The sequence below is a fragment of the Nostoc sp. genome, from assembly GCF_036916735.1.
Classification (GTDB): domain Bacteria; phylum Cyanobacteriota; class Cyanobacteriia; order Cyanobacteriales; family Nostocaceae; genus Nostoc.
Genome location: NZ_JBALFV010000026.1, coordinates 1 through 23,011 on the forward strand (window position 1 = coordinate 1; position 23,011 = coordinate 23,011).

Below are 23,011 nucleotides of genomic sequence, written 5' to 3' on the forward strand. Positions count from 1 at the left end.
CTTGACCGTTTCGACTAATATCTTTCAGGCGAGCGCGCTCTGCTTCACTGAGATTGACGATGTACTTGTTGGGGTTCATTCGGTAGTCGTCCCTAACCTCTTTACCCAATATTTTAAGCTTGCCGCGCTACTACAATTTTCCACAGAGCCAAGCATATTGGGTTATTGATTACATATTATGTTGATATCGCTTTATAAAATTCTGAAAGCCTTGCTAGACAAAAAATATAAAAATTTTCTACTAAAATTTTATGATTGTGGCAATGATTTGGGCTTTTGACTTTTGACTTCCCCAAAGCAGATGATCTTTACTTTTAAGCCAATTTTTGATGTTTAACTAATTTAGCATAATTCAAAATACAGAATACAGGAGTAAAACACGCTTTATACCTGGGGTAACAGACGAATCGTTGTGTACCTCACCAACTTTAAATCTGCTGGAATTTGCATAATAAATACTGAAAAACCAGATATTTTATAAAATCCCAAAAGCAGCAACTTCAGTTTGAAGCTTAAGAGGATGTTTGAAAAGGGTCGGCTTGAGCTCAAGTGCGACTCAGAGGTGCGATCTCAAATTCCAGAACTCCGATTCTCTCGTAGCAGTTTCTCGGTAGCCAGGGTCGTGAAACACACGCTGGAGGACTTTTCAAACATCCTCTAACTATATATCTACCAAAATGAGATGCACTCGTTTGAGTTTCCTTCATTACCTTAGCTCGAAGTAAACAAATGGCAACGATACATACCTCACATTTCCAAGTAAATCCTACAACTTCCACTTCCTATGTTCATAGCTTAGTTTTCATCGACATGGCGGTTGAAGACTATAGCGATTTGGTCAATGGCGTGCTTGATAATGCCCAAGTGTTCGTGCTTGAATCAACACAGGATGGTATTGAACAAATTACAGAAATTCTAGCGAGTTGCAATCGTCCAAATTTAACTAATATTCATATTGTGTGCCATGGTGCCCCAGGTTGCTTACAATTGGGCAACACCCATTTAGGATTGGATACTCTCGACGAATACAGCCAGCAACTGCAATTATGGCAAAATCTATTTTCAACCTCTGCCAAAAGTAATAACCTTTGGAACTTACTCATCTATAGTTGCAATGTGGCTTTGGGTGATGCTGGGACAGAATTTGTAGACAAACTGCACCAACTCACCAAAGCAAATATTGCCGCTTCTCGTCAGCAAATTGGTAATGCAGCATTAGGCGGTAACTGGCAGTTAGAAGTCCGCACGGCTGATATGGAAGTGAGTTTAGCATTTGCAGAAACTACGCGGCAGGCTTACGCAGGGGTACTGGCGACGTTCACGGTAAATAATACTGGGGACACAGATGATGGCGATCCGAACAACGGCATCACAACACTCCGGGAGGCAATTAACTTAGCCAACGCTACTGCTGGGGATGATACGATCGCTTTTGGGGGAATATTCAAAGATACCACCCCAGATACCATCACGCTCACCTCTGGGCAACTGACGATTACCGATGATGTTACCATCTTGGGGACTGGGACATCTAAGCTTACTGTGACTGGAAAGAATGCCTCTACAGTATTCGAGATATCAGGATTAGGGACAAGTGTCAATATTAATGGACTGGCGATCGCTAGCGGCAGTATTAAGGTTAATAGAAGTTCCATCCTCAACCTAGCTAAAAGCAGTGTGTCTGGTAATACAGCAGGAAATGGCATTTCTAATAGCGGCATCCTCAGTCTTGCTTACACCAGCGTCTTTGGCAATACCCAAGGCGGTATCTATAACAGTGGTACTCTGAGCCTAACTAACAGCAGTGTTTATGGCAATACCGGGGCAAGCAAGATTTATAATGGCAATACTGCCGGAGGCGGCATTTTTAATGATGCTTCCTCTGGTAAAACTGGTATTCTCAGCCTAATTAACAGCAGTGTCTCTGGCAATACGGCAAACTCCGGTGGTGGCATCTATAATCAAGGCGGTAATCTCAGGCTGACAAATAGCACTGTCTCTGGCAATACTGCAACCTCCGGTGGTGGCATTTTTAACGGAAATGATGATGGTTATAGTTCCGGATCAGCTACTCTAACTAATAGCACCATCTCTGGCAATACTGCGTTAGAGGATGGCGGTGGCATATACAATGACCAAGCCTACGTCGGTGACAACAGCCTCACCCTAATTAGCACTACAATTAATAACAACACAGCTGACTCAGATGGTAATGGTACTGGTAATGGCGGAGGCGTTTTTAGTTCCTTGGATTCCTCTGATGACGTTAGTGTTAGTAACACCATTATTGCAGGCAACTTCGACAAGTCCACCTCCGGTGATATACACCCTGACGTAAGTGGTGGCTTGGTTGACTCCGGCAATAACCTGATTGGCAATAATACTGGTAGCACTGCCTTTACCACCAGCACCCTCGTCGGCACAAGTGGTAGCCCCATTGACCCCAAACTCGGACTGCTGCAAAATAACGGTGGTGCAACTTTTACCCAGGCGTTACTTGCGAATAGCCCTGCTATTGATGCTGGCAAGAATTCCCTAGTTACTACTGGTGTCACCACTGACCAACGCGGCGCTCGATTTAACCGAATATTCAACGGTGTTGTTGATATTGGTGCTTACGAAGTCCAATCCCCTGTCACCCCGCCACCTGTTAATACTGGCACATTTGTGGTAACTAATACCAACGATTCTGGATCGGGGTCATTGCGGCAGGCTATCCTCAATGCCAATGCCACCGTTGGGGCAGATACGATTACCTTTGCGGGCGTGTTCACCGATGCCACCCCAGATATCATCACCCTGACCTCTGGCAAATTAACCATTACCAATGATATTACCATTTTGGGGACTGGGGTATCTAACCTTATTGTGAGTGGGAATAATTCCTCAGGCGTGTTTGAGATATCAGGTTCTGGGACAGATGTCAGCATTGATGGCTTAAAGATTGCTAATGCTAATGATCCTTTAGGCAGTATTTTACTCAATAGCAATACCAGCCTCAGCCTGACTAACAGCACTGTCTCTGACAATAGAGGGGAAGTAGGCGGCATATTTAACAGAGGCAACCTCAGTCTCCTTAACAGCACTGTCTCTGGTAATAGAGGGTCATCATTAGGCGGGGGCATCTTTAACAAAGGCAACCTGAGTCTGACTAGCAGCACTGTCTCTAATAATTACGCATACGTCGGTTACAACACAGCCTATGGCGGTGGCATATTCAACACAGGCAAACTCAGTATAAATAACAGCACTGTCTCTAATAATAGGGCGGATGCCAGTGGTCTTAATCGTTATGTTCCTGACCCTTACCCATCTTACGGCGGTGGCATTTATAACTCAGGCACTGTCGATATCACTACCAGCACTGTCTCTAATAATAGTGCGGCAGACGGCGGTGGCATCTCTAACTCAGGTACTTTTAGCCTGACTAACAGCACTGTCTCTGATAATAGTGTATATTATACCGGCGGCGGCATCTTGAACAGCGGCACTCTCACCCTTACCAATGACACCATTACCAATAACACAGCAGAGGGCTTTTACAATGTTTATGGCAACGGTGGGGGTGTTGTAAGTAATGGCGGCACTGTTATCGTTGGCGATACCATCATTGCAGGCAACTTCTACATAGGCGATCCTGATGATCCCCGCGATTCCAGTAATTCCCGCGACGTTTTTGGCAGCTTCACCGACGCTGGTAATAACCTAATTGGCGACAACACTGCTAGCACTGGCTTTACTACCAGCACCTTCGTCGGCACCAGAACCAACCTCATTGATCCAAAACTCAGCCCCCTGCAAAACAATGGTGGTACAACCTTTACTAATGCCTTACTTGCGGATAGTCCCGCCATTAACGCTGGCAATAATGCTCTCATTCCAGTAGGTATCACAACTGATCAACGGGGTGATGGATTTAACAGAATATCTCAGAATACAGTTGATATTGGTGCATTAGAGTTTAACGGTCTAAATGGAACCAATGGCGCTGATAATTTAGTAGGCAAGAACAACGGTGACATAATTAACGCTCAAGCCGGGAACGATACCATCACAGGTAATCAAGGTAACGACATCTTAACTGGTGGCGGCGGCAAAGATAGATTTGTTTACAACTTAGGTGACGGCGTTGATACCATTACCGATTTCGGTGGGCTAGGTAAAGGCTCAAATCCATCAGCAGCAATCATTGCCGAAGTGGATACCCTCAAATTTCAAGGTGCTGGATTGACAGCCCGAAATCTACTACTCACCCAGAATAGTAACAATCTGGAAGTTACCTTTGAAGGGGTGGCTAATGATAAAGTTATCCTACAAAACTTTTCTCTGGAAAACCTAGAGAACGTATCAGCAGTAGGCAATATCCTATTTAATGGGCAAACCAGCATTAGTGAAAGCTTTGATGTCTTCGATGCCAATTCCACCCAAAGCACCATCTTCAACAAAAACACAGTTACCTTTCTCAATGATCTAAACAACAATATCAATGGCTTTGACAATTCAGCAGATGTTATTAATGGTCAAGGGGGCGATGACCGCATTGACGGCAAGAGTGGTAACGACCTGCTGCGCGGTGGTGCTGGTAAGGATACCCTGATTGGTGGTGATGGTAATGATACCCTGGTTGGTGGTGCTGGTAATAATAACCTCATCGGAGGTGCTGGTAATGACATCCTCATTGGCGGTAATTTTAGTAATACGCTGACTGGCGGTAGTGGTAATGACCAGTTCATTTACCAAAACATTAGCAATGGTGATACAATCACTGACTTTAATAAAAGTGAGGATAAGTTAATCCTTACTGGCTTATTTAAGAGTCAAGGCTACAGTAGCAGTAATCCCATCTCAGATGGTTATCTGCGGTTTGTGCAATCCGGTACTTCTACACAAGTTCAATTTGCCTACTTTGGTGACAATTTTTATACTTTTGCAACTTTGAATAATTTCACTGCGACAAACCTGGTAGTCGGTACTAATGTCATCGTCTAGCGCTGAACTCTAGTCTGTAGGGACTGTTTTAAGATTGAACCTCACACGACTCTGGGAGTTTTTCCAATTATAAAAAGCCGGAAGGGTAAATTGATGATAGAATCTGACCCCAAAGTATCAGCTGACGCTTCGCTATCAGGTTCTATGAGTACCCTCATGAAAATTTGGGAGTTTACCCGAAGCCTACACCGTACTGCCTAGCAGTCGATGTAGGTACTTCACTAATTATTGGGCAAGATAAGGCAAAACTGTGATCGCATATTGAGGCGATGAAGAATATTAATTTTGGGTTACTGTAGCGAAAGAAGTTTCGGATTTTAGATGTCTGTGAAATCTAAAATCCAAAATCTATAACTCTTACAGTTGCCGCACTAATGGTTGACCATCTTTAACTTCACCAATCAAAACTAAATCAACACAGTTAACGAAAATACCATTTTCCAGGACGCCGGGAATATTATTCAATGTCTTTTCTAGGCTGACTGGATCTTCAATAGATTCAAATCTGACATCTAAAACAAAGTTACCTTGATCGGTGATCACTGGCCCAGCTTTTTTTACACCCATGCGGAGTTCAGGTTTGCCACCGAGTTTTTTAATGGCATTAGTCACAGGAGTAATTGCCATTGGAATCACTTCCACAGGTACAGCGAAAGTAGAACCCAAGCGTTCTACTAACTTACCACTATCTACCACGACGATAAACTGTTCTGCCAGGTAGTCCACGACTTTTTCGCGGGTATGTGCTGCACCACCGCCTTTAATCAAATTCTTCTGCGGATCGACTTCATCTGCGCCATCAATGGCAATATCGATGTGGTCAATAGCATCCAAGGTGGCCAGAGGTACACCGTATTGCTTCGCCAGTACTTCTGACTGAAATGATGTCGGTATACCAATGATATCTTTAAGTTCACCAGACTTGAGGCGATCGCCCAAAAACTGAATCGTATATGCTGTCGTTGACCCCGTACCCAATCCCACAATAGAACCCGACTTTACTAAGGCGGCGGCGGCTTTGCCAACTTCTTGCTTCATCAACTTTACGGGATCTGCTGCTGCGGTCATTGCCAAAACTCCTGAAAAACTGACTATAGTCCATAGTAGTGGGCAGATAACCTCAAAAGATGAAAGGTAAAAAACAAGTTTTTGGTAGTTTCTACTTCCTTGATTAGAGACTTTTAAAAAATAAAACATCCTAGTGTCCGGAACAAAGGAGATGACTAATGTATATAATGTATATTAATATACGATGAACATGAAAAAAACACAGGATACTGATCCGACTTTTAAGCAGCTTTTTGCTGAGATTGACCCGAAAATAGCAAATACCTTCACGGTAGAGCAATTAGAAGCGATAAAAAAGGGTTTGGCCTCTCGTGCTACGAAACGTCATTCTATAGACATAAGAGTTTCAGTACCAATTCCCAGATTAAGATTTTATCTGGTGTTGCTAGCAGGTTCAGAACGCCGCTCTAAAGAGCGTTTACGCTCTGAAAGAGGTTTATATCCTTTTTGGACTCCTGCCAATATCTTATTTCTTCTAGGATTTCTAATTATTCTATCGATTTGTAGCTACACTATATTTCCTTTTGCATTGTCTTCACTTACTCCCACATCTAGCTCGTATTACCCTACTTCAATTCCTTGGATTGACGATAAAGCAGAATGTGAACACACTGGTAGAATCTGGAATGATGGGAAGTGCTGGGATCATGAACATAGTCCTAATTTTTAAAATTTCTAGCTACATAGCTACATGGAGTGTAGCTAGAGCAACATTGCCCAGCCTAAATTCGTCATTACCTGAATTACAGGTTATAAAAAATACTAAATTTTGCTTTAGCCTCAGTAACGTAGTTTTTTAAATTCACTTACCAACTAAAAGTGGTTATTATGATGCGTCAGCTTTCAATTATTCTATCTTTAGTGGCACTCCTACAAAACTTACCGACAATTGCTCAGACCTCAGTGCCAGAAAATACTTCTCAAGTCCCATCTGATGCCATTCAACAGGTAACTGCTGTCAAATGGATGACAAACTTTTCTGATGGCAAGTTTTATCCAGAAAAGTTACTCAGTAGGGCCGAATTAGCGTCAATTATGGTAAAAGCATTTGGGCTAAATAAAAGACAAGGTGTTAGCAAAGAAAATTTAGCTATTCCAGATGTTCCTCGTTCTCATTGGGCATTTAATGATATACAGACAGTGTTAAAAACTGACATCATGAAAGGCTATCGGGGCAATGAATTCTTCCCTAACCAAAAGGTGACAAGGGCTGAAGCTCTTGCTATTTTCGCCCAGGCTTATGGTGTATTTCAATTTCCCGATGAGGCTGTGAATGATATTCTGGCTTCATATCCAGATGAAAAGTCTATCCCAACTTGGGCTAGAAAAGCGATCGCTACAGTCGCTACTGAAGGATTTCTCAATACAGATGCTCAAGGCTATATTTCCCCATTAAAACCTGTAACCCGTGGAGATATGGCTTATGTATTGAGTAAATATTTACAACGACAACAGAAACAACCCGAAACACCAGAAGTTCCGATTATTCCAAATAGTCCACAAACACCTTAGCTAGACTTTATCCAGCCAAGGTGCTTACAAATCACCTTTGATCTGAACCTCTATACCTGTCTCGAATCTGGCGAAGATATAAAGAATTAGACTGTGTTGGTTGCTGCAACACGTAATTAGGCTGTACTGGTTGCGTCGGTTGCTGCAACCCATAATTCCCATAAGTAGATTGTGGTGGTTGCGTCGGTTGCTGTAACCCATAATTCCCATATCCCACAGGATTTGTAGAGGTGACAACACCTTGATTTGGAATTTGGCTAGAGTAAGGTGCAATATTACTTGGTGCAGCATAAGTACCTGGGGGCGTTAATGGTGCTACATTAGGCACGACCTGACCGTTATTTAAATTATTGTAGGGATTTTGTGGTAAGTTCGTACCCGTTGATGTATAACCTGTAGGAGTATTTAACCCATTACTAGGCAATATCTGACCGTTATTTAAGTTATTTACATTACTGTAGGGATTTTGCTGCAAGTTCGTACCCGTTGAGGTGTAGCCTGTCTGAGTAGTTAACCCAGCACTTGGTAGAGAATTCTGACTGGGTAAGCTTTTAATGGGTGGCATCAACGTTGTTCCTGGCTCAGAGGCTTGGCTTAAAGTATTTGTCTGAGTTGCAGTCCCATTGAAGCTAGAATATTGCTGGTTTGTCGATTGGTTGAGTGCTGGTTGCAGAGGGCTGGTGGAGACAGAATTTTGATTCTTGTTGGTTTGATTCGTTAATCCAATACCCAGGCTAGAAGATGTTTCCCCCTCTGTTGATTCAGATGTCGTAGTTAAGGGCTTAATACCTAAAAACTGGCTATTATTATCAACCGTCCCAGTCCGCAATAAATTTTCTGTTTGTACAACAAAGGGATTTTTCACACCTGGAGAGGTATTGGCATTAACGCCTAGACTAGGATTTAATTTGGTATCATTAGCAGAATTTTGTTTTTTAATTACATCCTCTAAGGAGTTTTGACTATTTTTTGCCTCAGTATTTTCTTTGGAGTTATTCGGGGTTACTGAAGGAGTTGCTTGATCAAAGTCATTAAATAAAACTGGTAGGTTATCAATATCTGCTGCAATGGCTTTGTTTTCTTCTGAAAGTGAGTAATCAGCAGGCTCTTGGGAAGCAACTTGGCTTTTTTGCTTATAAACGAAAATATCTGGGTTTGACCAGTATTCCCAAGTTACTAGTCCGACTACTGATAAAAAAATTGCAGTGCCCCAAAAACCAGGTCGCCCCAAATTCCATAACCTGGCTTTGAGATAGCGTAAGTAGGCGGGAGGATAATCACGATTTGGCATGGGTATTAATAATTGAAATTTACTTGAAATCGGTAAAACTTGATGGAAGCTGATGGCGTTGCTGTTTAATTTTTTTACTTTCCTTAACAGGAAATATCTCAACTGAAGTTGAATAGTAATTTTATCCTAACTTCTCCATCAGTTATTAGTCAGTACCAATAGATATGTAGTAGTCAAAAATTTACTTTTTAGGGGCTGAAGTCCTTTGGGGAGATTTTCTATAAAGTTATGGCAATTTATGCTGATTTTTGGGTATCGGTCAAATTGGATAACATCAGGAGTTGACAACTGGTCTAATTTATTGTTGTAGCTGGACAAAAGTTCAACTTTTTTATTTTCTAGTTAGGAAATTAAACTGTATGCTGCAATGCTCCGATATGCCTCTGAAGGCACTGTGCTGCACCGTACTATTAACCAGGAGACTACAGCAATGATGAAAGCTGAAGATATCATGACCAAAGATGTAGTTACCATTCGCGGTTCGGCGACTGTTGCTGAAGCAGTGGGGCTGATGAAGGACAAAAAATTGCGGGCGCTAGTTGTAGATCGTCGCTATGACAATGATGCTTATGGCATTGTCACAGAAACGGATATTGTTTATAAAGTAACAGCCTACGGCAAAGACCCAAAGCAAGTGCGGGTTTACGAAATTATGAGCAAGCCTTGCATTGTGGTCAATCCTGATTTGGGCGTGGAATATGTAGCGCGGTTATTTGCTAACACTGGTATTCATCGAGCGCCTGTGATTCAAGGTAAGCTGTTGGGCATCATTTCAATTACCGACATTTTGACCAAAAGCGATTTTGTGGAAGCGCCAAAAGCCCTATTGCTGGAAGAGAGAATTCAAAAAGCCATTGAGCATTCTCGGGCTATTTGTACCGAACAAGGTGCTTATTCTAAAGCCTGTGCAGCCGCCTGGGATGAAGTAGAAGAACTTCAAGCAGAAGCCGCTCATCAGAAAGCTGAGGGTATGGTATCAGCCAAAGTCTCTTTTGAAGAATACTGTAAAGAAAATCCAAATGCACCAGAATGTCGAAATTATCATCCGTAATTGAAGTGTGGAGATGAAGAGGAAGGGGCATTGGGGATTGGGGACACTTTTCTTCTCTACGAGAGGCTGCGCCAACGAGACGCTCCACGAACGACAAGTGGTAGTTGAGCGCAGTCGAAACTCAGTGCATCGCTGCGAATTGGGGACTGGGGATTGGTCAATAGTTCTGCTTGCCCTGCTTCCCCTGCTCGCTGCTATTTCAATTTACCGATTGGCAACTCGCATCAATAAGAACAGACCTATTCCCAAAAAAAGAAAGTTGGGCAACCAAGCCCCTATAAAGGGAGAGAGGACACCTGCTTGCGCGATCGCACCACTAATAAAGAAAATTAAGTAGTACGAAAAAATTACTACAACACTAATCCCAAAGCTTGTACCTCGGCCAGTTCGCTGAGGTATGCTTCCCATTGCTGCACCTACCAAGCCAAAAACTACACATACAAAAGGTAAGGAGATTTTTTGTTGAATCCGCACTTCGAGTTTACGAATTTTTTGGCGATCGCCACCGAGAAGTTCTACTTGTAGTTGATCTAGTGCTTCAGCAATATTCATCTCACCATAGTCTCGACTTTTTTCTGCCAGACTTAGTGGCGTGCGCGGTAGTTGCAGTTGTTGGTGTTCAAATCTGACGATGTTGCGATAAGAGCGATCGGCAGCGACAAAATAGATAGTACCATTGTAAAAATCCCAGACATTTTGAGAGGGATTCCATTGGGCAGATTCTGATACCACAATTTGATTCAGACCTTTTGTTGAACGATCTATAATCGTCAAACCTAACATCCGCTTACCATCAAATTGGTCAGCATAAAACAAGCGTGTCAATATTTTATTATTAGAGCCATCTGGCTGTGTAACATCCTGGTATTCAGGATAGAAAATATTTTGCTGTTTAAAAGTTGGCTTATCTGATTTAAGGGCGTTATCCAAAGTCATCGCTGCTTGGTAATTTGCTGCTGGTGCAATTTGTTCGTTAAATACAAATGTCATTCCTGTGACTACAAAACTCAATATCACAGCAGTTAGTGCTATGCGATAGGCACTTACTCCACAACCACGCAGGGCAATTAGTTCGCTCTCGCTAGAAAGACGACTGTAAGTCATCAAAGTAGCTAGCAGTGTAGACATGGGGAAGGCTAAAACAATAAAGTTGGGAAACTTTAACAAAAAAACCTGAATGGCAATGCCTATGGGTAGCCCAGATTCTACAATTTTTCTGACTAAATCAAATACTGCATCGATAGTAACGCCAATTGATGAAAAAGCTCCGACACCAAAGAAAAACGGCGCTAACAATTCGCTAGCAAGATAACGATCCATGATCGTAAAAGGCAGCAGCGAATAGAGGTTGTAGAAAGACGTAAGTTTCTTTGATATCATGATTAACTTGAAAATTTAAATGTTAGCAACCCTGGCAAAATAAAATATATTTACTATAAGAATCGTATTTGATTTTTGAAATTATCTACGTGGTGCGCGTTCGCGTTGGCGTTCGCGGAGCGTGTCGCGACAAGCCTCTGGTAGAGAAGCGTCTCGCTAAGAAGCGCAGCACAAGCGCGATAGGCGGGGAGTGGAGAATAGGAAATAGGGAATAATAAATTAAGCTTTTCGAGTTGTACCGAGCTTTTTCATAAATCAAATATTAGTCCTATATTTATTTGAAATTAAATTTTAAATACTTGAAATCTAACTAATAAATTCATGTTTAACATTTCAAAATAGCCTTTGAAATTATTAAATAAATAATGATAAATTTAGACTTGAAAATTATTACCTAAATAATATTGCCGCACCAGGGGGTTGCCGTAGAGTTCGTCAGCAGCGCCAAAAGCGAGAATTTGTCCCTCGCGCATGATGTAGGCGCGATCAGTAATGGATAAGGTTTCGCGGACATTATGATCTGTAATTAGGATTCCCATGCCGCGATCGCGCAGTCGTGCGACAATTTGCTGAATTTCTGAGACTGCGATCGGATCTACTCCTGCAAATGGTTCGTCCAAAAGTAAAAATTTTGGCCCTTCTTTTCCCGCAGCTAAAGACCTTGCTAATTCCGTCCGCCGTCGCTCACCACCAGAAAGTTGAATTCCTTTGCTATTAGCTAATTTTTCCAACCGAAACTCCCGCAGTAAAGTTGTGAGTCGTCTTGCCCATTCCCATCGTGGCACATTCGTTTGCTCTAGCACCAAGAGAATATTATCCTCTACCGAGAGTTGGCGAAAAACACTTGGTTCCTGTGCTAAATAGCCAATACCCAGTTGCGCCCTTTTGTGCATTGGCATTTCTGTAACATCTAGATTACCCAACCAGACTTTTCCTTGATTGGGTTTTTCTAAACCTGTGGCAATGTAAAATGTTGTCGTTTTACCAGCCCCATTGGGACCTAGTAAACCAACGATTTCGCCCTGAGCAACAGAAAGACTGACACGATTGACAATTACTCGCTTGCTATAAGATTTGTGGATATTCTCTAAAACAATTTTCACGCTGGAGCCGCCCTTTGTTAGTGGTAAATGCTAATTAGAAGGCTTCAAAGGTGGTGTTTTTGGGGCAGGTGTTGCAGTTTGTCTATCATTATCTGATTCCTCGATCATGTAGATGGACTCTACTTGACGGTTGGATTGAGGTAAGGCAACAAATCGCCCTTCGTCGATTAAATAGGTTACCTTCTCCGCCCGGATACTGTTACCGCCTTGTTGCAAAATATAGACGTTCCCACTAAAATCAATTCGGCGTTCTTTGCTAAAGTACTGTGCTTGGGCAGATGTTGCCTGAAGCTGGCGAGCAGGATACAACATTTGCACATTACCACGAGCAGTAATTACTTGGTTTTTCGCGTCATATTCTTGCACATCAGCGCGGATAGTCAGGGGACGATTGTCTCTAGATGTTTGTGCAGTGGCGGTTTGCACTTGGGTAGGGAAGACAAAAGCGCCCAAGAGTGCAACTGGCAGCATTAAAGCTAATCCAAAGCGACGCATCTGGGATATGGGCAATTGATAGCAGGGCATCATAGCAATTAGGGATTCACGATTTCAGCTTGCATTTTAATTATCTCAAGTACTTTATCCAGATATGAAATATCCAATCTGGAGTGATTTCCGATAACTACTAGCTGAAATAGTGACGCTACCCCCAACCTCAAGGTTTCAAGAAATTCACATCTGAGTGAAAATAACGTAGACACAATACCCTGCCTGAAGACGCTTTACATTTACATGAATTAATTGTGCCTACCAAGGATTTCAGGCAACGCACAATTAATTTACCAGATGTCTAATCAGTAGACATGATAATTCTAGGCAAAGATAAGACTTGATTTTCACCCAAATCACCAGCTGTAATCTTATCTGGCCCTATTTGTTGTAATGTCGTCAACAACACTGCGCTCTGACTCAATAGCTCATCCACGTCAACGCCGCCATAGCTAGATGGGTAACGGCGTAGGCGATTGCTGCCTTCTCCCAGTAGAATTACTGCACCTCGCCAGTTGCGATTCTCCAAATGATACAGCGCCACAGAAATTTGCAGAATGCCTTGATAAAAGGTTTTTTCCGGCTCACTGGCTTCGATCCACAAAGCCTCTAAAGTGTCATGACAGGCGTAAAACTGACCAGTATTGAACTGTTCTACGCCTTGCCAAAACTCTTGGGGGATGGTTTCGCTCATCCCATGCTATCTCGCACTTCTTTAATTGTTGCGAGAGAGATTTCTTGTTTTTCCCCAGCAAACTCGTTCTCAGGGGTGAGGAACAACATGCAATGGCACTCTTTGCGTTCTCTCATTGGCACACACGGGCAGTTCCAATATGTGGCGTGAACCTCAGCCTCTTTATCTTCGTAATGGCGACAGGGGCATAAAGGCGCACCTAGATCATCTTTATGTTTGGCTAGTCCTTCAATGACAACTGCGGTGACAGAAGGTTCAGAACAGAAGTATGTTCCAGTACGCTTGGCGTATTGTTCGGAAAAATGTCGCATTGCCTCTAAGCTTTTATCGCTGGATTTTGTGTTATTTTCTGATGTGATCATGTCGCTCATAATTTAAATATTTCTTTGCATTGTACCTCAGCCTCACTAGGGGATTACGGTTGTATTTCCCTAACTTTACCCATTCAAATTGTTTTACCTTTGTTTAAAGGTTGATATGTTTGGTGTGCTGGGATCAGACAAAATCTAAAAAACCACACAAGCTTAACTTCTAAGCTAATCAAAATTCAAGTTGCATCTTGAGGCAGACTTTAAAAGTCAAGAGGTTGATTTATTCTACTCAACAAACGACGCTGTGACGCGTCTAAGTGAAGATGCCAAGGGCAATCCTTCTATTAGACTTATGTCAGGCTTTATTTATACATTGTATTGAATTCTTTTTATCATAAACTTTATGAGACTTTATAAAAATTACTAAGTAATAATACTTATTTGCCTGTGAGTTAATGTATATTATGAAATGTTGTAATCACAAAGCAAAAATTTATGAAGAGTTACAACTACTAGTATGAGTATTTCATGTGCTGCAAAAAAGTTATCGACTGCTGCGATCGCAGCAACAGTCATTGTGTTGGGAATAGAAACAGTAGTATAAGCAACTGTTTTAATCTTTGATGATATAGCGCCTGTTTCATTTTATGATCAGATTCCTAATGGTTACGGAAGATTTAATTGGGACAATTTTGGCTACTTAAATGGCTCGTATACTCCTGTTTCACTTTCAGGCTCTGACAATGGCAGAGTGTCAGGAGACTACGTGAGCTTTAATCAGTACGGAAACCTAGCCCTAGTAAGTGATAGTGTTTTTAACTTCAACAGTTGCTTACCTAACAGTTGCTTGGAATGATGGTCTTTCGGTTACTGTAAAAGGTTTAAACAACGGTACAACCTTGTATTTAAAAACTGTGGTTGTAGATACCACACAGCCAACTTTAGTTAATTTTAATTATTTTGATGTTGATGAATTAAAGTTTACGGCATTTGGTGGAGTTGAACCAGATTATCTTATAAGCAAGGGTGTCCTGGGACACTGTTTACACTAGATAACTTTACCTTTAATGAAAACGTTACATCTGTTCTTGAACCTAGATTGCTACCAGCGCTACTGTCAATAGCTACTTTAAGTGCTGGTTCAGTATTAAGACGTAAACAACTAAAGCAAAGTTAACTCAAACCTTGCACTTTGCCCAAACGACTAGAAGTTATGGCTACACAAACAAGAGCTACACCTGTGTGGGCTAAAAGCTTTACAATCTGTAGAGTAGGTTTTGTTCCTATATAGCAATTCGATTTGATTCGGTGAATTACTCGTAGAGACTCAATACTTGGGACACAACGACAAGCGGTAGTTGAATCTCGACTTTGCGGCAGTTGAGCGTAGCCGAAACTCGATTACCACGTAGCCGAAACTCGATTTTTGCAAAGTCGAAACTCACTGCATCGCTGGGAAGAAAGAATAAAGGTGTACTAAGTTTTTTTCACGCAATCAAATATGAGTCCTATAGCCCTCCTAAGTGTGTTTTTTGCCAAAAGTTATTAATTAATACGAATTTAATGTTTTTTGCAGTTGGGGTTGCAGTGGCCGATCGCTTTGCAAAACTATACCAGGTTGTTCCCAATTGATTACCTGTTGTTCTCCTGGTGAAGAAATATTTGGCCACAAAATCCAGCGACTGCCTTGAGGAAGAGTAGCAAGGCTTAGGGGGTTTTGAGTTAGCCAAATCAAAGGATGGCTTTTAGGAACTACTGAACTGGCATCTTCTAATACTGTGGTTGCTGCTAAGGTTTCTAAAACATAGGCATCGCCTTTAATTAAATCAGTTGATCCTGTCCATAATTGCACCTGTAATTGCTGTTGCTGTGCATAAAAATACAGTGAAGCTGCGGCAATTACTGCTTGTTCAAAGTTTTCTTCTTCCCAATTGCTAGCGCTGTCAAGGGCAATAACTATTTCTTGTCCACCTGTAACCATTTCTAACTCCCGCACCCTTAATTCTCCATAGCGGGCGCTAGTTCGCCAGTGGATTAGACGGGTAGGATCTCCGATGCGATAAGGGCGGAGCGATCGCACTAGCCCCGTTGTCGCTGTCTGCAAGGGTTTACCACGAGGATCGCCCCTTTTGCTCTCTTCTTGCCCCATTTCGTCTACTAGCGGGCAGGTAAGCAAGGGTAATACTGTGGGATAGACGATCGCTCTGGCAGCAGAATCACGCTGACGGCGACACCAAAATAACCCCAAAGGCGCACCAGAAGCCAGTTCGACAGTGTGCCAACGATAAACTCCCCGACGCTGGGTAGGGTGGTAATATACCCAACGGTAACTACTTTGGCTAGGAATTGTTTCGATAGCCTTTTGTATTGGTTTCCCTAAGACGAAGGGCAACATATCCTCAACTTGCAATAAACTTACAGGCTGCTGTGTTTGATTGCGGATTTCTAATTCCACAGTTAAATCGTCGCCTGCTGACACAGGTTTAATGGGACGCCTGGTGATGGATAGATTTGTGAGCGATCGCGGCGGTAAGATGGCTGCTACACCCAAAAGGGCAAAACTAATGCCGCTAATGGCGTACAGCCAACCAGCCATCGTATTGATACCTGCGCCAAAAAAACAAATAGCTGTTGCTGCTAGTACCCAACCGCCATAAGCAGGAGCACTGGCGCGAGTTTCTAACCAATTGGTGATGGATTTAATAATTTTCATGTTTCTTTTTTAACCCAACACTACCCTCAATTCACAGTGTCTTGGTGCTTGCGTCCATCCTCTTCTTGTTCAATCTCTATCGTCAAGTTCGTAGCCAGTGAAGGTATTGTAATAAAAGCAATTCCTGGATCAAACAAAAAATTTATATGACCTCAATTTCTCCTCACAAAAAAGCTAGAGCCTTAAAATCTACCAGCCGCCGCCCTGCTAAAGAACTCTGTAGCGAGTGTGGACTATGCAATACATACTATATTCACTATGTCAAGGAAGCCTGCGCTTTTATTAATCAGCAAATAGGCAAACTTGAAGAAGAAACGCACACGCGATCGCGCCATCTCGACAACCCTAATGAACTGTACTTTGGTGTTCACCAAGATATGATGGCAGCGCGAAAACAACAGCCTATCGAAGGCGCACAATGGACGGGTATCGTTAGCAGTATTGCCATTGAAATGCTCAATTGCGGCATGGTTGAAGGTGTCGTCTGTGTACAAAACACCAAAGAAGACCGTTTTCAACCTATGCCCATCATCGCCCGTACCCCACAAGAAATACTAGCAGCGCGGGTAAACAAACCAACTCTTTCCCCCAACCTTTCTGTATTGGAACAGATAGAGAAATCGGGGATGAAGCGGCTGTTGGTAATTGGTGTTGGTTGTCAGATCCAGGCGCTACGAGCCGTAGAAAAACAACTTGGTTTAGAAAAGCTGTATGTTTTGGGTACGCCCTGCGTAGATAATGTTAACCGCGCCGGATTGCAAAAATTCTTAGAAACCACCAGCCGATCGCCTGAGACAGTTGTGCATTACGAATTTATGCAAGACTTCCGGGTTCACTTCAAACATGAGGATGGCTCATCAGAAACTGTGCCTTTCTTTGGCTTGAAAACCAATCAACTCAAAGATGTCTTTGCCCCATCTTGTATGAGTTGCTTTGATTATGTCAACTCCTTAGCGGATTTAGTTGTTGGTTACATGGGCGCACCCTTCGGCTGGCAATGGATTGTAGTCAGAAATGATACTGGTAATGAAATGCTGGATTTGGTGAAAGACCAGTTAGACACCCAACTAGTAACATCTAAAGGCAACCGGAAGGAAGCTGTACAGCAAAGTATTCCTGCTTACGATAAAGGGGTGACTCTCCCCATGTGGGCTGCAAAACTTATGGGTGTGGTGATCGAAAAAATCGGCCCCAAGGGTTTAGAATATGCACGGTTTTCCATTGATTCTCACTTTACTCGGAATTATTTGTATGTAAAGCGAAATCATCCTGAGAAATTAGAAGCACACGTTCCTGAGTTTGCCAAGCGTATTGTTGGGCAATATAAGTTACCAGAATAGAAAATAGTCTGGGGTATTGGGCATTATCACTGGGATTGCACCACCCAACAATGTCAAAATTGGTCACATACTGTAGCTCCTCTTGAACTACTTGCATCACCATTGCCACACTGCGGTAAAATGCTTGAAAAGGAGAAATTTCAATTATTTGCATATACCTTAAAGTAGCAAATAATAACAAAATTCTCAGAGGTTGTTTGAAAAGTCTAAAAGTATACTAGAAACCTCGCTTCTATTTCTTTCTCCGAAAGGTCAAGAGGCTTTGAAACCCCCATTCCCTACAAGGTAATGGGGGTAGGGGGTTTAGATTTGGTAGCTTTTGGTATTAGCAATAATACTTTTCAAACATCATCTCAGTCATTTGCCGTAATTGAGGTATAAACCTCACTGTGGGTTAGTTGATTTCTGGAAGTTCCCATATTCTAATTCTTTGAGGTTCACAGGATGATGTATCGCTCTTTGCTTGGCAACGTATCCAAAATTAGCAAAGTCAGTAAAATAGCCATCTATTCCTAAGTTAATGAACTGTTCATACTCACGAAGTGGTTGCCCGTGGTAGTCAGGGGACAGAAAATATGAATCGCTGCGGAAGGTGTAAGGATGGAGTAGCAAGCCAGCATTATGAGCATCACTAACTAAGGAAGTTGGCTGTTCGAGGAACTTATCAGCATCGCTAATTTGCCCATCTCCATTAATATCAATCGGTTGACCTTGCTTATCTAATCGTGCAGAGGCAGGCACAATTAGCCGTTTGTCAGGACCAATTCCTGTTGCGTAAGTTTTAACTTGGGTCAACCCTTTAGGAGTGATTAGATCAGCGTAGGTTTGAGGAACCTTGTGGTAAATAAAGTCATAAGGAGCGCCACTGCTATCAATTAACTGAATCAGAGGAATATCGACTCCAGCAGCTGGCATGATCTTATTTTTTAATTCTTTAAGATTAGAGACTTCAAAAGATTGAAGAAAAATGCGATCGCGATTGGTGTAGCCGTTCGCAACCAACTGATTAATCAGAAGTTGCGAAGTATTGACATGAATCGGAGTGCCATCTAAATATTTACCAGCTTCAGCAAAATATGTCGGGTGCTTGGTTTCGGGATAGATACCAATTTTCCGACCAGTTTTTGCTTCGCTACGTTTGGCAAGGTTAATAACTTCATCAAAAGTAGGGATTTGGAACACACCATTATATTGAGTATTCTGAGGGCGAATCTTTGGGAGGCGCTCGATTGCCCGCAGTTGCTTAATCTCAGCTAAAGTAAAGTCTTCTGCAAACCAACCTGTAACACGATTCCCGTCAAGGACTTTGGTTGTCAAACGTTTAGCAAATTCTGAAACATCGGCAACGTTTGTTGTGGCTTCTTGGATAGTAGGTTTCCCATGAGCATCGTAAACAATATTGCCATTATTATCTGTTTTCACTGTTGCCAATAGAGGTTCGTGGCGAACAATCAGGACTCCATCTTTGGTTACTACCAAATCAGGTTCAATATAGTCTGCACCAAATTCAATTCCTAAGTTATGAGAACCAATCAGCTCGTGGCCAAAATCTCCCACCGTATGTTCTGGACGATAACCAGTTCCACCGCCGCGATGACCGATTACTATCGGAGGTTGTCCGTATAGAGTATTTAGCTTAGGAAGGTTTGGGTTGTGGCTGTGCAAGTCAATAGCGTGAACAAAATTGATACTGCCTAGAATTACTGAAACAGATAATGCTAGAAAAAAGCAGAGAAATATTACATAACTTTTGAGACGAAGCATATTTTCAAACCTCGAAAATCTATAACTTTATAGTTTGAGAGTTCGAGGTTAAAACAAGATTCACGAGAGTTTAAACTCTGCAATCACCTGTCTTCTGGGGGATAAATCCTATTCCTGATTACCCTCTCTGCTATGCCTAATGGCAGGCTAACCCTAACAAAGAGGGGTTGGGGGTGAGTTTATGCCGGATAAATCCGTAAGCGGCGATTTGGTTCTTCACCAAAACTATGCGACTTGAGACGATAGTGTTCTACCAACTCATGTTGCATTTTGCGAACTTGGGGAGAACGTGGCAATAACTCGACCGGCTGTCCTTTTGGAATCACAATTTGCTCAACAGCAAGTCTCGCTTCTTCCAAGGCATCCATTTCATCATCGCTACCATTGTGCAAAAACAGTTGCAATTCTAGGTCATCGGCCATTTCCGGGTCGTCCATGTTCAGCAACCGCCGCAAACCACGGGTAATTTGGGGAATGGTACTGGACTTAATCATGTGGATGGGTACATGACGGGCTTTGGCCATTTGGCGTAATTTGGCGTGGTTTTTGACGTGCGATCGCAGTGCTAAAATTGCATCAGCACTATCTATATCTTTTGTTAATACCACGGGCAAAGTTAGCACACTAATTACCTGTTCTAGTTGATGGCGACTAACGCCATAAGGGTAAACGTGCAGTGGTAAATCTTCACCATTCGGCCCTGGCTGTCTAGTAGCAGCATCAAAATCAATGCTCTCAGAATAATTGAAAGATTCATCCAGCAAACGATCAAATTCACTGCGTCCAGTTACCCGCTCTACAGGCAATGGCGGCAGTGCTACCATTTGTCCAGATGAACGCCAGCCATTAGACGGTCGCGCTGGTGGGAAAGATTCTTCCACTGTCGCTAGCTGTCCACCGCGACCATTGACAACAGCTAACTGCCTGGTAACAGCAATTTTACCTTGATCATCAACGGTTCTCGTTTGTGGGGTAGGCTGACGCCCCCGCAGCAGATTATCTACTGTGTCAGCAACACTTTCGTGTACTGTCCAGCGTTGACGCTCCAACATTTCCACAGCAATCTCGAAGGTAGGAGGCGCTTTCCGCTCCAAAACAGTTTTTTGAGAACCTCGCCGTCTAGCTTCATCGTCTCCCAGCGTCACAGCTTGGATACCCCCAACTAAATCAGCTAGGGTGGGGTTTTTAATCAGATTTTCGATCTGATTTCCGTGGGCAGTACCTACCAACTGTACACCCCGTTCTGCAATGGTACGAGCCGCTAAAGCTTCTAGTTCCGTACCAATTTCATCAATGACGATGACTTCTGGCATGTGGTTTTCCACTGCCTCAATCATCACCTGATGCTGTTGATCTGGATGAGCCACTTGCATCCGCCGAGCGCGACCAATGGCGGGGTGAGCAACATCACCATCGCCAGCTATTTCGTTGGAGGTGTCAATAATCACTACTCGCTTTTGCAGATCATCCGCCAAAACACGGGCGATTTCTCGTAAGGCAGTAGTTTTGCCCACGCCTGGACGCCCCAGCATGAGAATCGATTTACCAGTTTCTACCAAATCGCGGATCATGCCAATGGTTCCGAATACCGCTCGACCAACGCGACAGGTCAAGCCAATAATCTTACCCGTGCGGTTGCGGATGGCACTGATCCGATGCAAAGTTTGCTCAATTCCTGCTCGATTATCTCCGCCAAAGATTCCAACTCGTTGAATACAATCATCTATCTGTTCTTGAGTAACGGGTACTTCGCTTAGATACTCAGCTTGATTAGGAAACCGAGCCTCTGGGCGACGACCCAAATCCAAGACCACTTCTACTAAACTATCTCGTTTGGGATGACTCTCTAGTAATTGTTGCAGGTCTTGGGGCAAAATGTCTAATAATTTTTGGAGATCGTCTGTAATCGTCATGCTTTCTATGGTGACGTTTTTAGAGATAGCGAGGACATTTACGTGCAGGAGAAACCGCTCTGGGTAATTTCCCGAAACGAGCAATTAATGCTCCTGCTGTGACTTGATCTGAGAAACGAGAGAATGGGCAAGTTTTACAGCTTGCCAAAGTAATACGTCATTTTCTTCAAGGCGAAGATTCGCTTGTACATTGGTGTTATTTACCTCCTTATTCTCTAACTGTTCGAGAATTGGTGACAGCAGTACACGGGCATAGCTACCGTAGGCGACCCCAGAAATCGAGGCAGAGGGGCAGGGGGCAGGGGGCAGAGGAGAAAATTCCCCCTTGCTCCCTGCTCCCTGCTCCCTTGCCTCTTTGAGCAGTCCCATTGCCTTTAACTTAGCAACGGTATAACTATTAGTGCCGCCTGCTAACTGCACATATCCCGGTAACTTAGCTGCCAAAACTTTTTGCCCTAATTTCACCGCAGCTAAAGTAGTGCCATCGCCAATATCACCACTCATGGGACGGCCATCGGTTTGCCAAATTAAGGCACTCTTGAGTGGGGTAATCAGGTCATATAATGCTCTTAGGTAGTCAATCATCCCCTCGCCATCGGGACAGCTGATAGCTAGTAGCTTTAATTGATCTGCCCACGGTAAAATTGCCTGCCATAATTGCTCAAATTCTGTCAAACGCCCGACTTTTGTATGGATTTCTACGGCATCTACTCCCGTTGACATTACCAATGGCGCGATCGCTCCCGGCGTTGACATATATGAACTTGTATCAATTATACCATAAGGGCAAACTGGTATACAACGACCGCAGCCATAGCACTTTTGTGATATTACTCCCGAAAAATTTTCTTTTACAACATTGTTAAACACGATTGCTTGTGCCGGACAAATCCGTTCACAGGGTCTAGGACACTCAGTAGGACACTCAGTAGGATTAAATTCTGCTTTCCGAAAATGGGGGTCTTCTCCATCGTTCAGGCTTACCATCAAAAAGGGTGAGTTACCTTTGTAGCTAAAGCCTCGCTTTTGGGCATCCGTAGCCAGAGATTTGGCTACAAGTACCCCTGCTTGCGCTGCTGCAATTACGGCCGGATCAGCTGCAACATCTATGCAGTCAGCGCCCGCCAAAGTATAGGCTAACGTTAAACTTCTGACTGCCGGTAAATGCTGGAAGCTAGCTCCGCAGATTAGCTTGAACCAGTCACCTTGTTTGAGAGATTGTAAAGGGGCGAACAGATCAGTCACTATTCTATTATGCGTTTATGCGACTAAAAATAGTAGTCCGCGATCAATAAAAAGTCCGGATTTCTTGATTCAGGGCATTGGGCACTTGTACTGAGTTTACGGTGAGCATCTCGGCTTTGCTCGATGGAACCGCAGTCGAACTGCAACT

At 43.0% G+C, this 23,011-nt stretch carries 17 protein-coding genes; 6 read left to right on the forward strand and 11 right to left on the reverse strand.

Annotated elements, in window-relative coordinates; translation table 11 throughout:
- Positions 1-729: 729 nt before the first annotated feature.
- Complete coding sequence (locus V7L20_RS06505; protein ID WP_334743279.1) at positions 730-4,989, forward strand: DUF4347 domain-containing protein; 4,260 nt, start codon at positions 730-732, stop codon at positions 4,987-4,989.
- Between the two features lie 357 nt (positions 4,990-5,346).
- Here V7L20_RS06505 and rpiA read toward each other — a convergent pair whose 3' ends face one another.
- On the reverse strand, positions 5,347-6,057 hold the full coding sequence (rpiA, locus tag V7L20_RS06510; RefSeq protein WP_334743280.1) for a ribose-5-phosphate isomerase RpiA: 711 nt from the start codon (positions 6,055-6,057) through the stop codon (positions 5,347-5,349).
- 190 nt (positions 6,058-6,247) lie between these two features.
- Between rpiA and V7L20_RS06515 the strand changes: the two genes are divergently transcribed.
- Both V7L20_RS06515 and V7L20_RS06520 read left to right on the forward strand, forming a co-directional pair.
- The gene (locus V7L20_RS06515; protein ID WP_334743281.1) at positions 6,248-6,727 is read left to right on the forward strand and encodes a hypothetical protein; all 480 of its coding nucleotides are present in this window, start codon (positions 6,248-6,250) and stop codon (positions 6,725-6,727) included.
- A gap of 161 nt (positions 6,728-6,888) precedes the next feature.
- Positions 6,889-7,569 carry an S-layer homology domain-containing protein gene (locus V7L20_RS06520; protein ID WP_334743322.1) on the forward strand — a complete coding sequence of 227 codons (681 nt, stop codon included), beginning with the start codon at positions 6,889-6,891 and terminating at the stop codon, positions 7,567-7,569.
- A 31-nt stretch (positions 7,570-7,600) separates the two neighbouring features.
- Here V7L20_RS06520 and V7L20_RS06525 read toward each other — a convergent pair whose 3' ends face one another.
- Entirely contained in the window at positions 7,601-8,860 is a 1,260-nt protein-coding gene (locus V7L20_RS06525; RefSeq protein ID WP_334743282.1) for a hypothetical protein, read from the reverse strand.
- Positions 8,861-9,290: 430 nt separating this feature from the next.
- Here V7L20_RS06525 and V7L20_RS06530 point away from each other — a divergent pair, with 430 nt between their 5' ends.
- Positions 9,291-9,911 (forward strand): CP12 domain-containing protein, encoded by a 621-nt coding sequence (locus V7L20_RS06530; protein WP_334743323.1) that lies wholly within the window; start codon positions 9,291-9,293, stop codon positions 9,909-9,911.
- A gap of 204 nt (positions 9,912-10,115) precedes the next feature.
- On the opposite strand, the gene V7L20_RS06535 is transcribed toward V7L20_RS06530, so the two are convergent.
- The 5 genes from V7L20_RS06535 to V7L20_RS06555 all read right to left on the reverse strand — a co-directional run bounded on the left by V7L20_RS06535 (position 10,116) and on the right by V7L20_RS06555 (position 13,939).
- Complete coding sequence (locus V7L20_RS06535; RefSeq protein WP_334743283.1) at positions 10,116-11,231, reverse strand: LptF/LptG family permease; 1,116 nt, start codon at positions 11,229-11,231, stop codon at positions 10,116-10,118.
- Positions 11,232-11,665: 434 nt separating this feature from the next.
- Entirely contained in the window at positions 11,666-12,394 is a 729-nt protein-coding gene (lptB, locus tag V7L20_RS06540) for an LPS export ABC transporter ATP-binding protein (protein WP_334743284.1), read from the reverse strand.
- 30 nt (positions 12,395-12,424) lie between these two features.
- Complete coding sequence (locus tag V7L20_RS06545; RefSeq protein ID WP_334743285.1) at positions 12,425-12,922, reverse strand: LptA/OstA family protein; 498 nt, start codon at positions 12,920-12,922, stop codon at positions 12,425-12,427.
- A 262-nt stretch (positions 12,923-13,184) separates the two neighbouring features.
- Positions 13,185-13,577, reverse strand: a complete 393-nt coding sequence (locus tag V7L20_RS06550) for a DUF309 domain-containing protein (RefSeq protein ID WP_334743286.1) — start codon at positions 13,575-13,577, stop codon at positions 13,185-13,187.
- On the reverse strand, positions 13,574-13,939 hold the full coding sequence (locus tag V7L20_RS06555; RefSeq protein ID WP_334743324.1) for a ferredoxin thioredoxin reductase catalytic beta subunit: 366 nt from the start codon (positions 13,937-13,939) through the stop codon (positions 13,574-13,576). Before V7L20_RS06555 ends, V7L20_RS06550 begins: the two co-directional genes overlap by 4 nt.
- Positions 13,940-14,697: 758 nt before the next feature.
- Between V7L20_RS06555 and V7L20_RS06560 the strand changes: the two genes are divergently transcribed.
- Positions 14,698-14,940, forward strand: coding sequence for a hypothetical protein (locus V7L20_RS06560; RefSeq protein WP_334743287.1), 243 nt, complete (start codon positions 14,698-14,700; stop codon positions 14,938-14,940).
- A gap of 497 nt (positions 14,941-15,437) precedes the next feature.
- Here the strand turns inward: V7L20_RS06560 and V7L20_RS06565 are convergent, their stop codons facing one another.
- Positions 15,438-16,601 (reverse strand): DUF58 domain-containing protein, encoded by a 1,164-nt coding sequence (locus V7L20_RS06565; RefSeq protein ID WP_334743288.1) that lies wholly within the window; start codon positions 16,599-16,601, stop codon positions 15,438-15,440.
- 146 nt (positions 16,602-16,747) lie between these two features.
- Between V7L20_RS06565 and V7L20_RS06570 the strand changes: the two genes are divergently transcribed.
- Positions 16,748-17,941: a Coenzyme F420 hydrogenase/dehydrogenase, beta subunit C-terminal domain gene (locus V7L20_RS06570; RefSeq protein ID WP_334743289.1), complete on the forward strand. Its 1,194-nt coding sequence runs from the start codon at positions 16,748-16,750 to the stop codon at positions 17,939-17,941.
- Positions 17,942-18,325: 384 nt separating this feature from the next.
- Here the strand turns inward: V7L20_RS06570 and V7L20_RS06575 are convergent, their stop codons facing one another.
- The 3 genes from V7L20_RS06575 to ldpA all read right to left on the reverse strand — a co-directional run bounded on the left by V7L20_RS06575 (position 18,326) and on the right by ldpA (position 22,863).
- Positions 18,326-19,705 carry a glycerophosphodiester phosphodiesterase gene (locus V7L20_RS06575; protein ID WP_334743290.1) on the reverse strand — a complete coding sequence of 460 codons (1,380 nt, stop codon included), beginning with the start codon at positions 19,703-19,705 and terminating at the stop codon, positions 18,326-18,328.
- Positions 19,706-19,884: 179 nt separating this feature from the next.
- A complete protein-coding gene (locus V7L20_RS06580; protein ID WP_334743325.1) occupies positions 19,885-21,618 on the reverse strand; it encodes a R3H domain-containing nucleic acid-binding protein in 1,734 nt (577 codons plus the stop codon).
- An 84-nt stretch (positions 21,619-21,702) separates the two neighbouring features.
- On the reverse strand, positions 21,703-22,863 hold the full coding sequence (gene ldpA / locus V7L20_RS06585; RefSeq protein ID WP_334743291.1) for a circadian clock protein LdpA: 1,161 nt from the start codon (positions 22,861-22,863) through the stop codon (positions 21,703-21,705).
- Positions 22,864-23,011: the final 148 nt, after the last annotated feature.

Coding starts and splice junctions, on each gene's coding strand:
- V7L20_RS06570 (WP_334743289.1), top strand. CDS start 16,748: ATGACCTCAATTTCTCCTCACAAAAAAGCTAGAGCCTTAAAATCTACC.
- V7L20_RS06545 (WP_334743285.1), bottom strand. CDS start 12,922: ATGATGCCCTGCTATCAATTGCCCATATCCCAGATGCGTCGCTTTGGA.
- V7L20_RS06580 (WP_334743325.1), bottom strand. CDS start 21,618: ATGACGATTACAGACGATCTCCAAAAATTATTAGACATTTTGCCCCAA.
- V7L20_RS06575 (WP_334743290.1), bottom strand. CDS start 19,705: ATGCTTCGTCTCAAAAGTTATGTAATATTTCTCTGCTTTTTTCTAGCA.
- V7L20_RS06565 (WP_334743288.1), bottom strand. CDS start 16,601: ATGAAAATTATTAAATCCATCACCAATTGGTTAGAAACTCGCGCCAGT.
- rpiA (WP_334743280.1), bottom strand. CDS start 6,057: ATGACCGCAGCAGCAGATCCCGTAAAGTTGATGAAGCAAGAAGTTGGC.
- V7L20_RS06535 (WP_334743283.1), bottom strand. CDS start 11,231: ATGGATCGTTATCTTGCTAGCGAATTGTTAGCGCCGTTTTTCTTTGGT.
- V7L20_RS06530 (WP_334743323.1), top strand. CDS start 9,291: ATGATGAAAGCTGAAGATATCATGACCAAAGATGTAGTTACCATTCGC.
- V7L20_RS06550 (WP_334743286.1), bottom strand. CDS start 13,577: ATGAGCGAAACCATCCCCCAAGAGTTTTGGCAAGGCGTAGAACAGTTC.
- V7L20_RS06505 (WP_334743279.1), top strand. CDS start 730: ATGGCAACGATACATACCTCACATTTCCAAGTAAATCCTACAACTTCC.
- V7L20_RS06520 (WP_334743322.1), top strand. CDS start 6,889: ATGCGTCAGCTTTCAATTATTCTATCTTTAGTGGCACTCCTACAAAAC.
- V7L20_RS06555 (WP_334743324.1), bottom strand. CDS start 13,939: ATGATCACATCAGAAAATAACACAAAATCCAGCGATAAAAGCTTAGAG.
- V7L20_RS06515 (WP_334743281.1), top strand. CDS start 6,248: ATGAAAAAAACACAGGATACTGATCCGACTTTTAAGCAGCTTTTTGCT.
- V7L20_RS06525 (WP_334743282.1), bottom strand. CDS start 8,860: ATGCCAAATCGTGATTATCCTCCCGCCTACTTACGCTATCTCAAAGCC.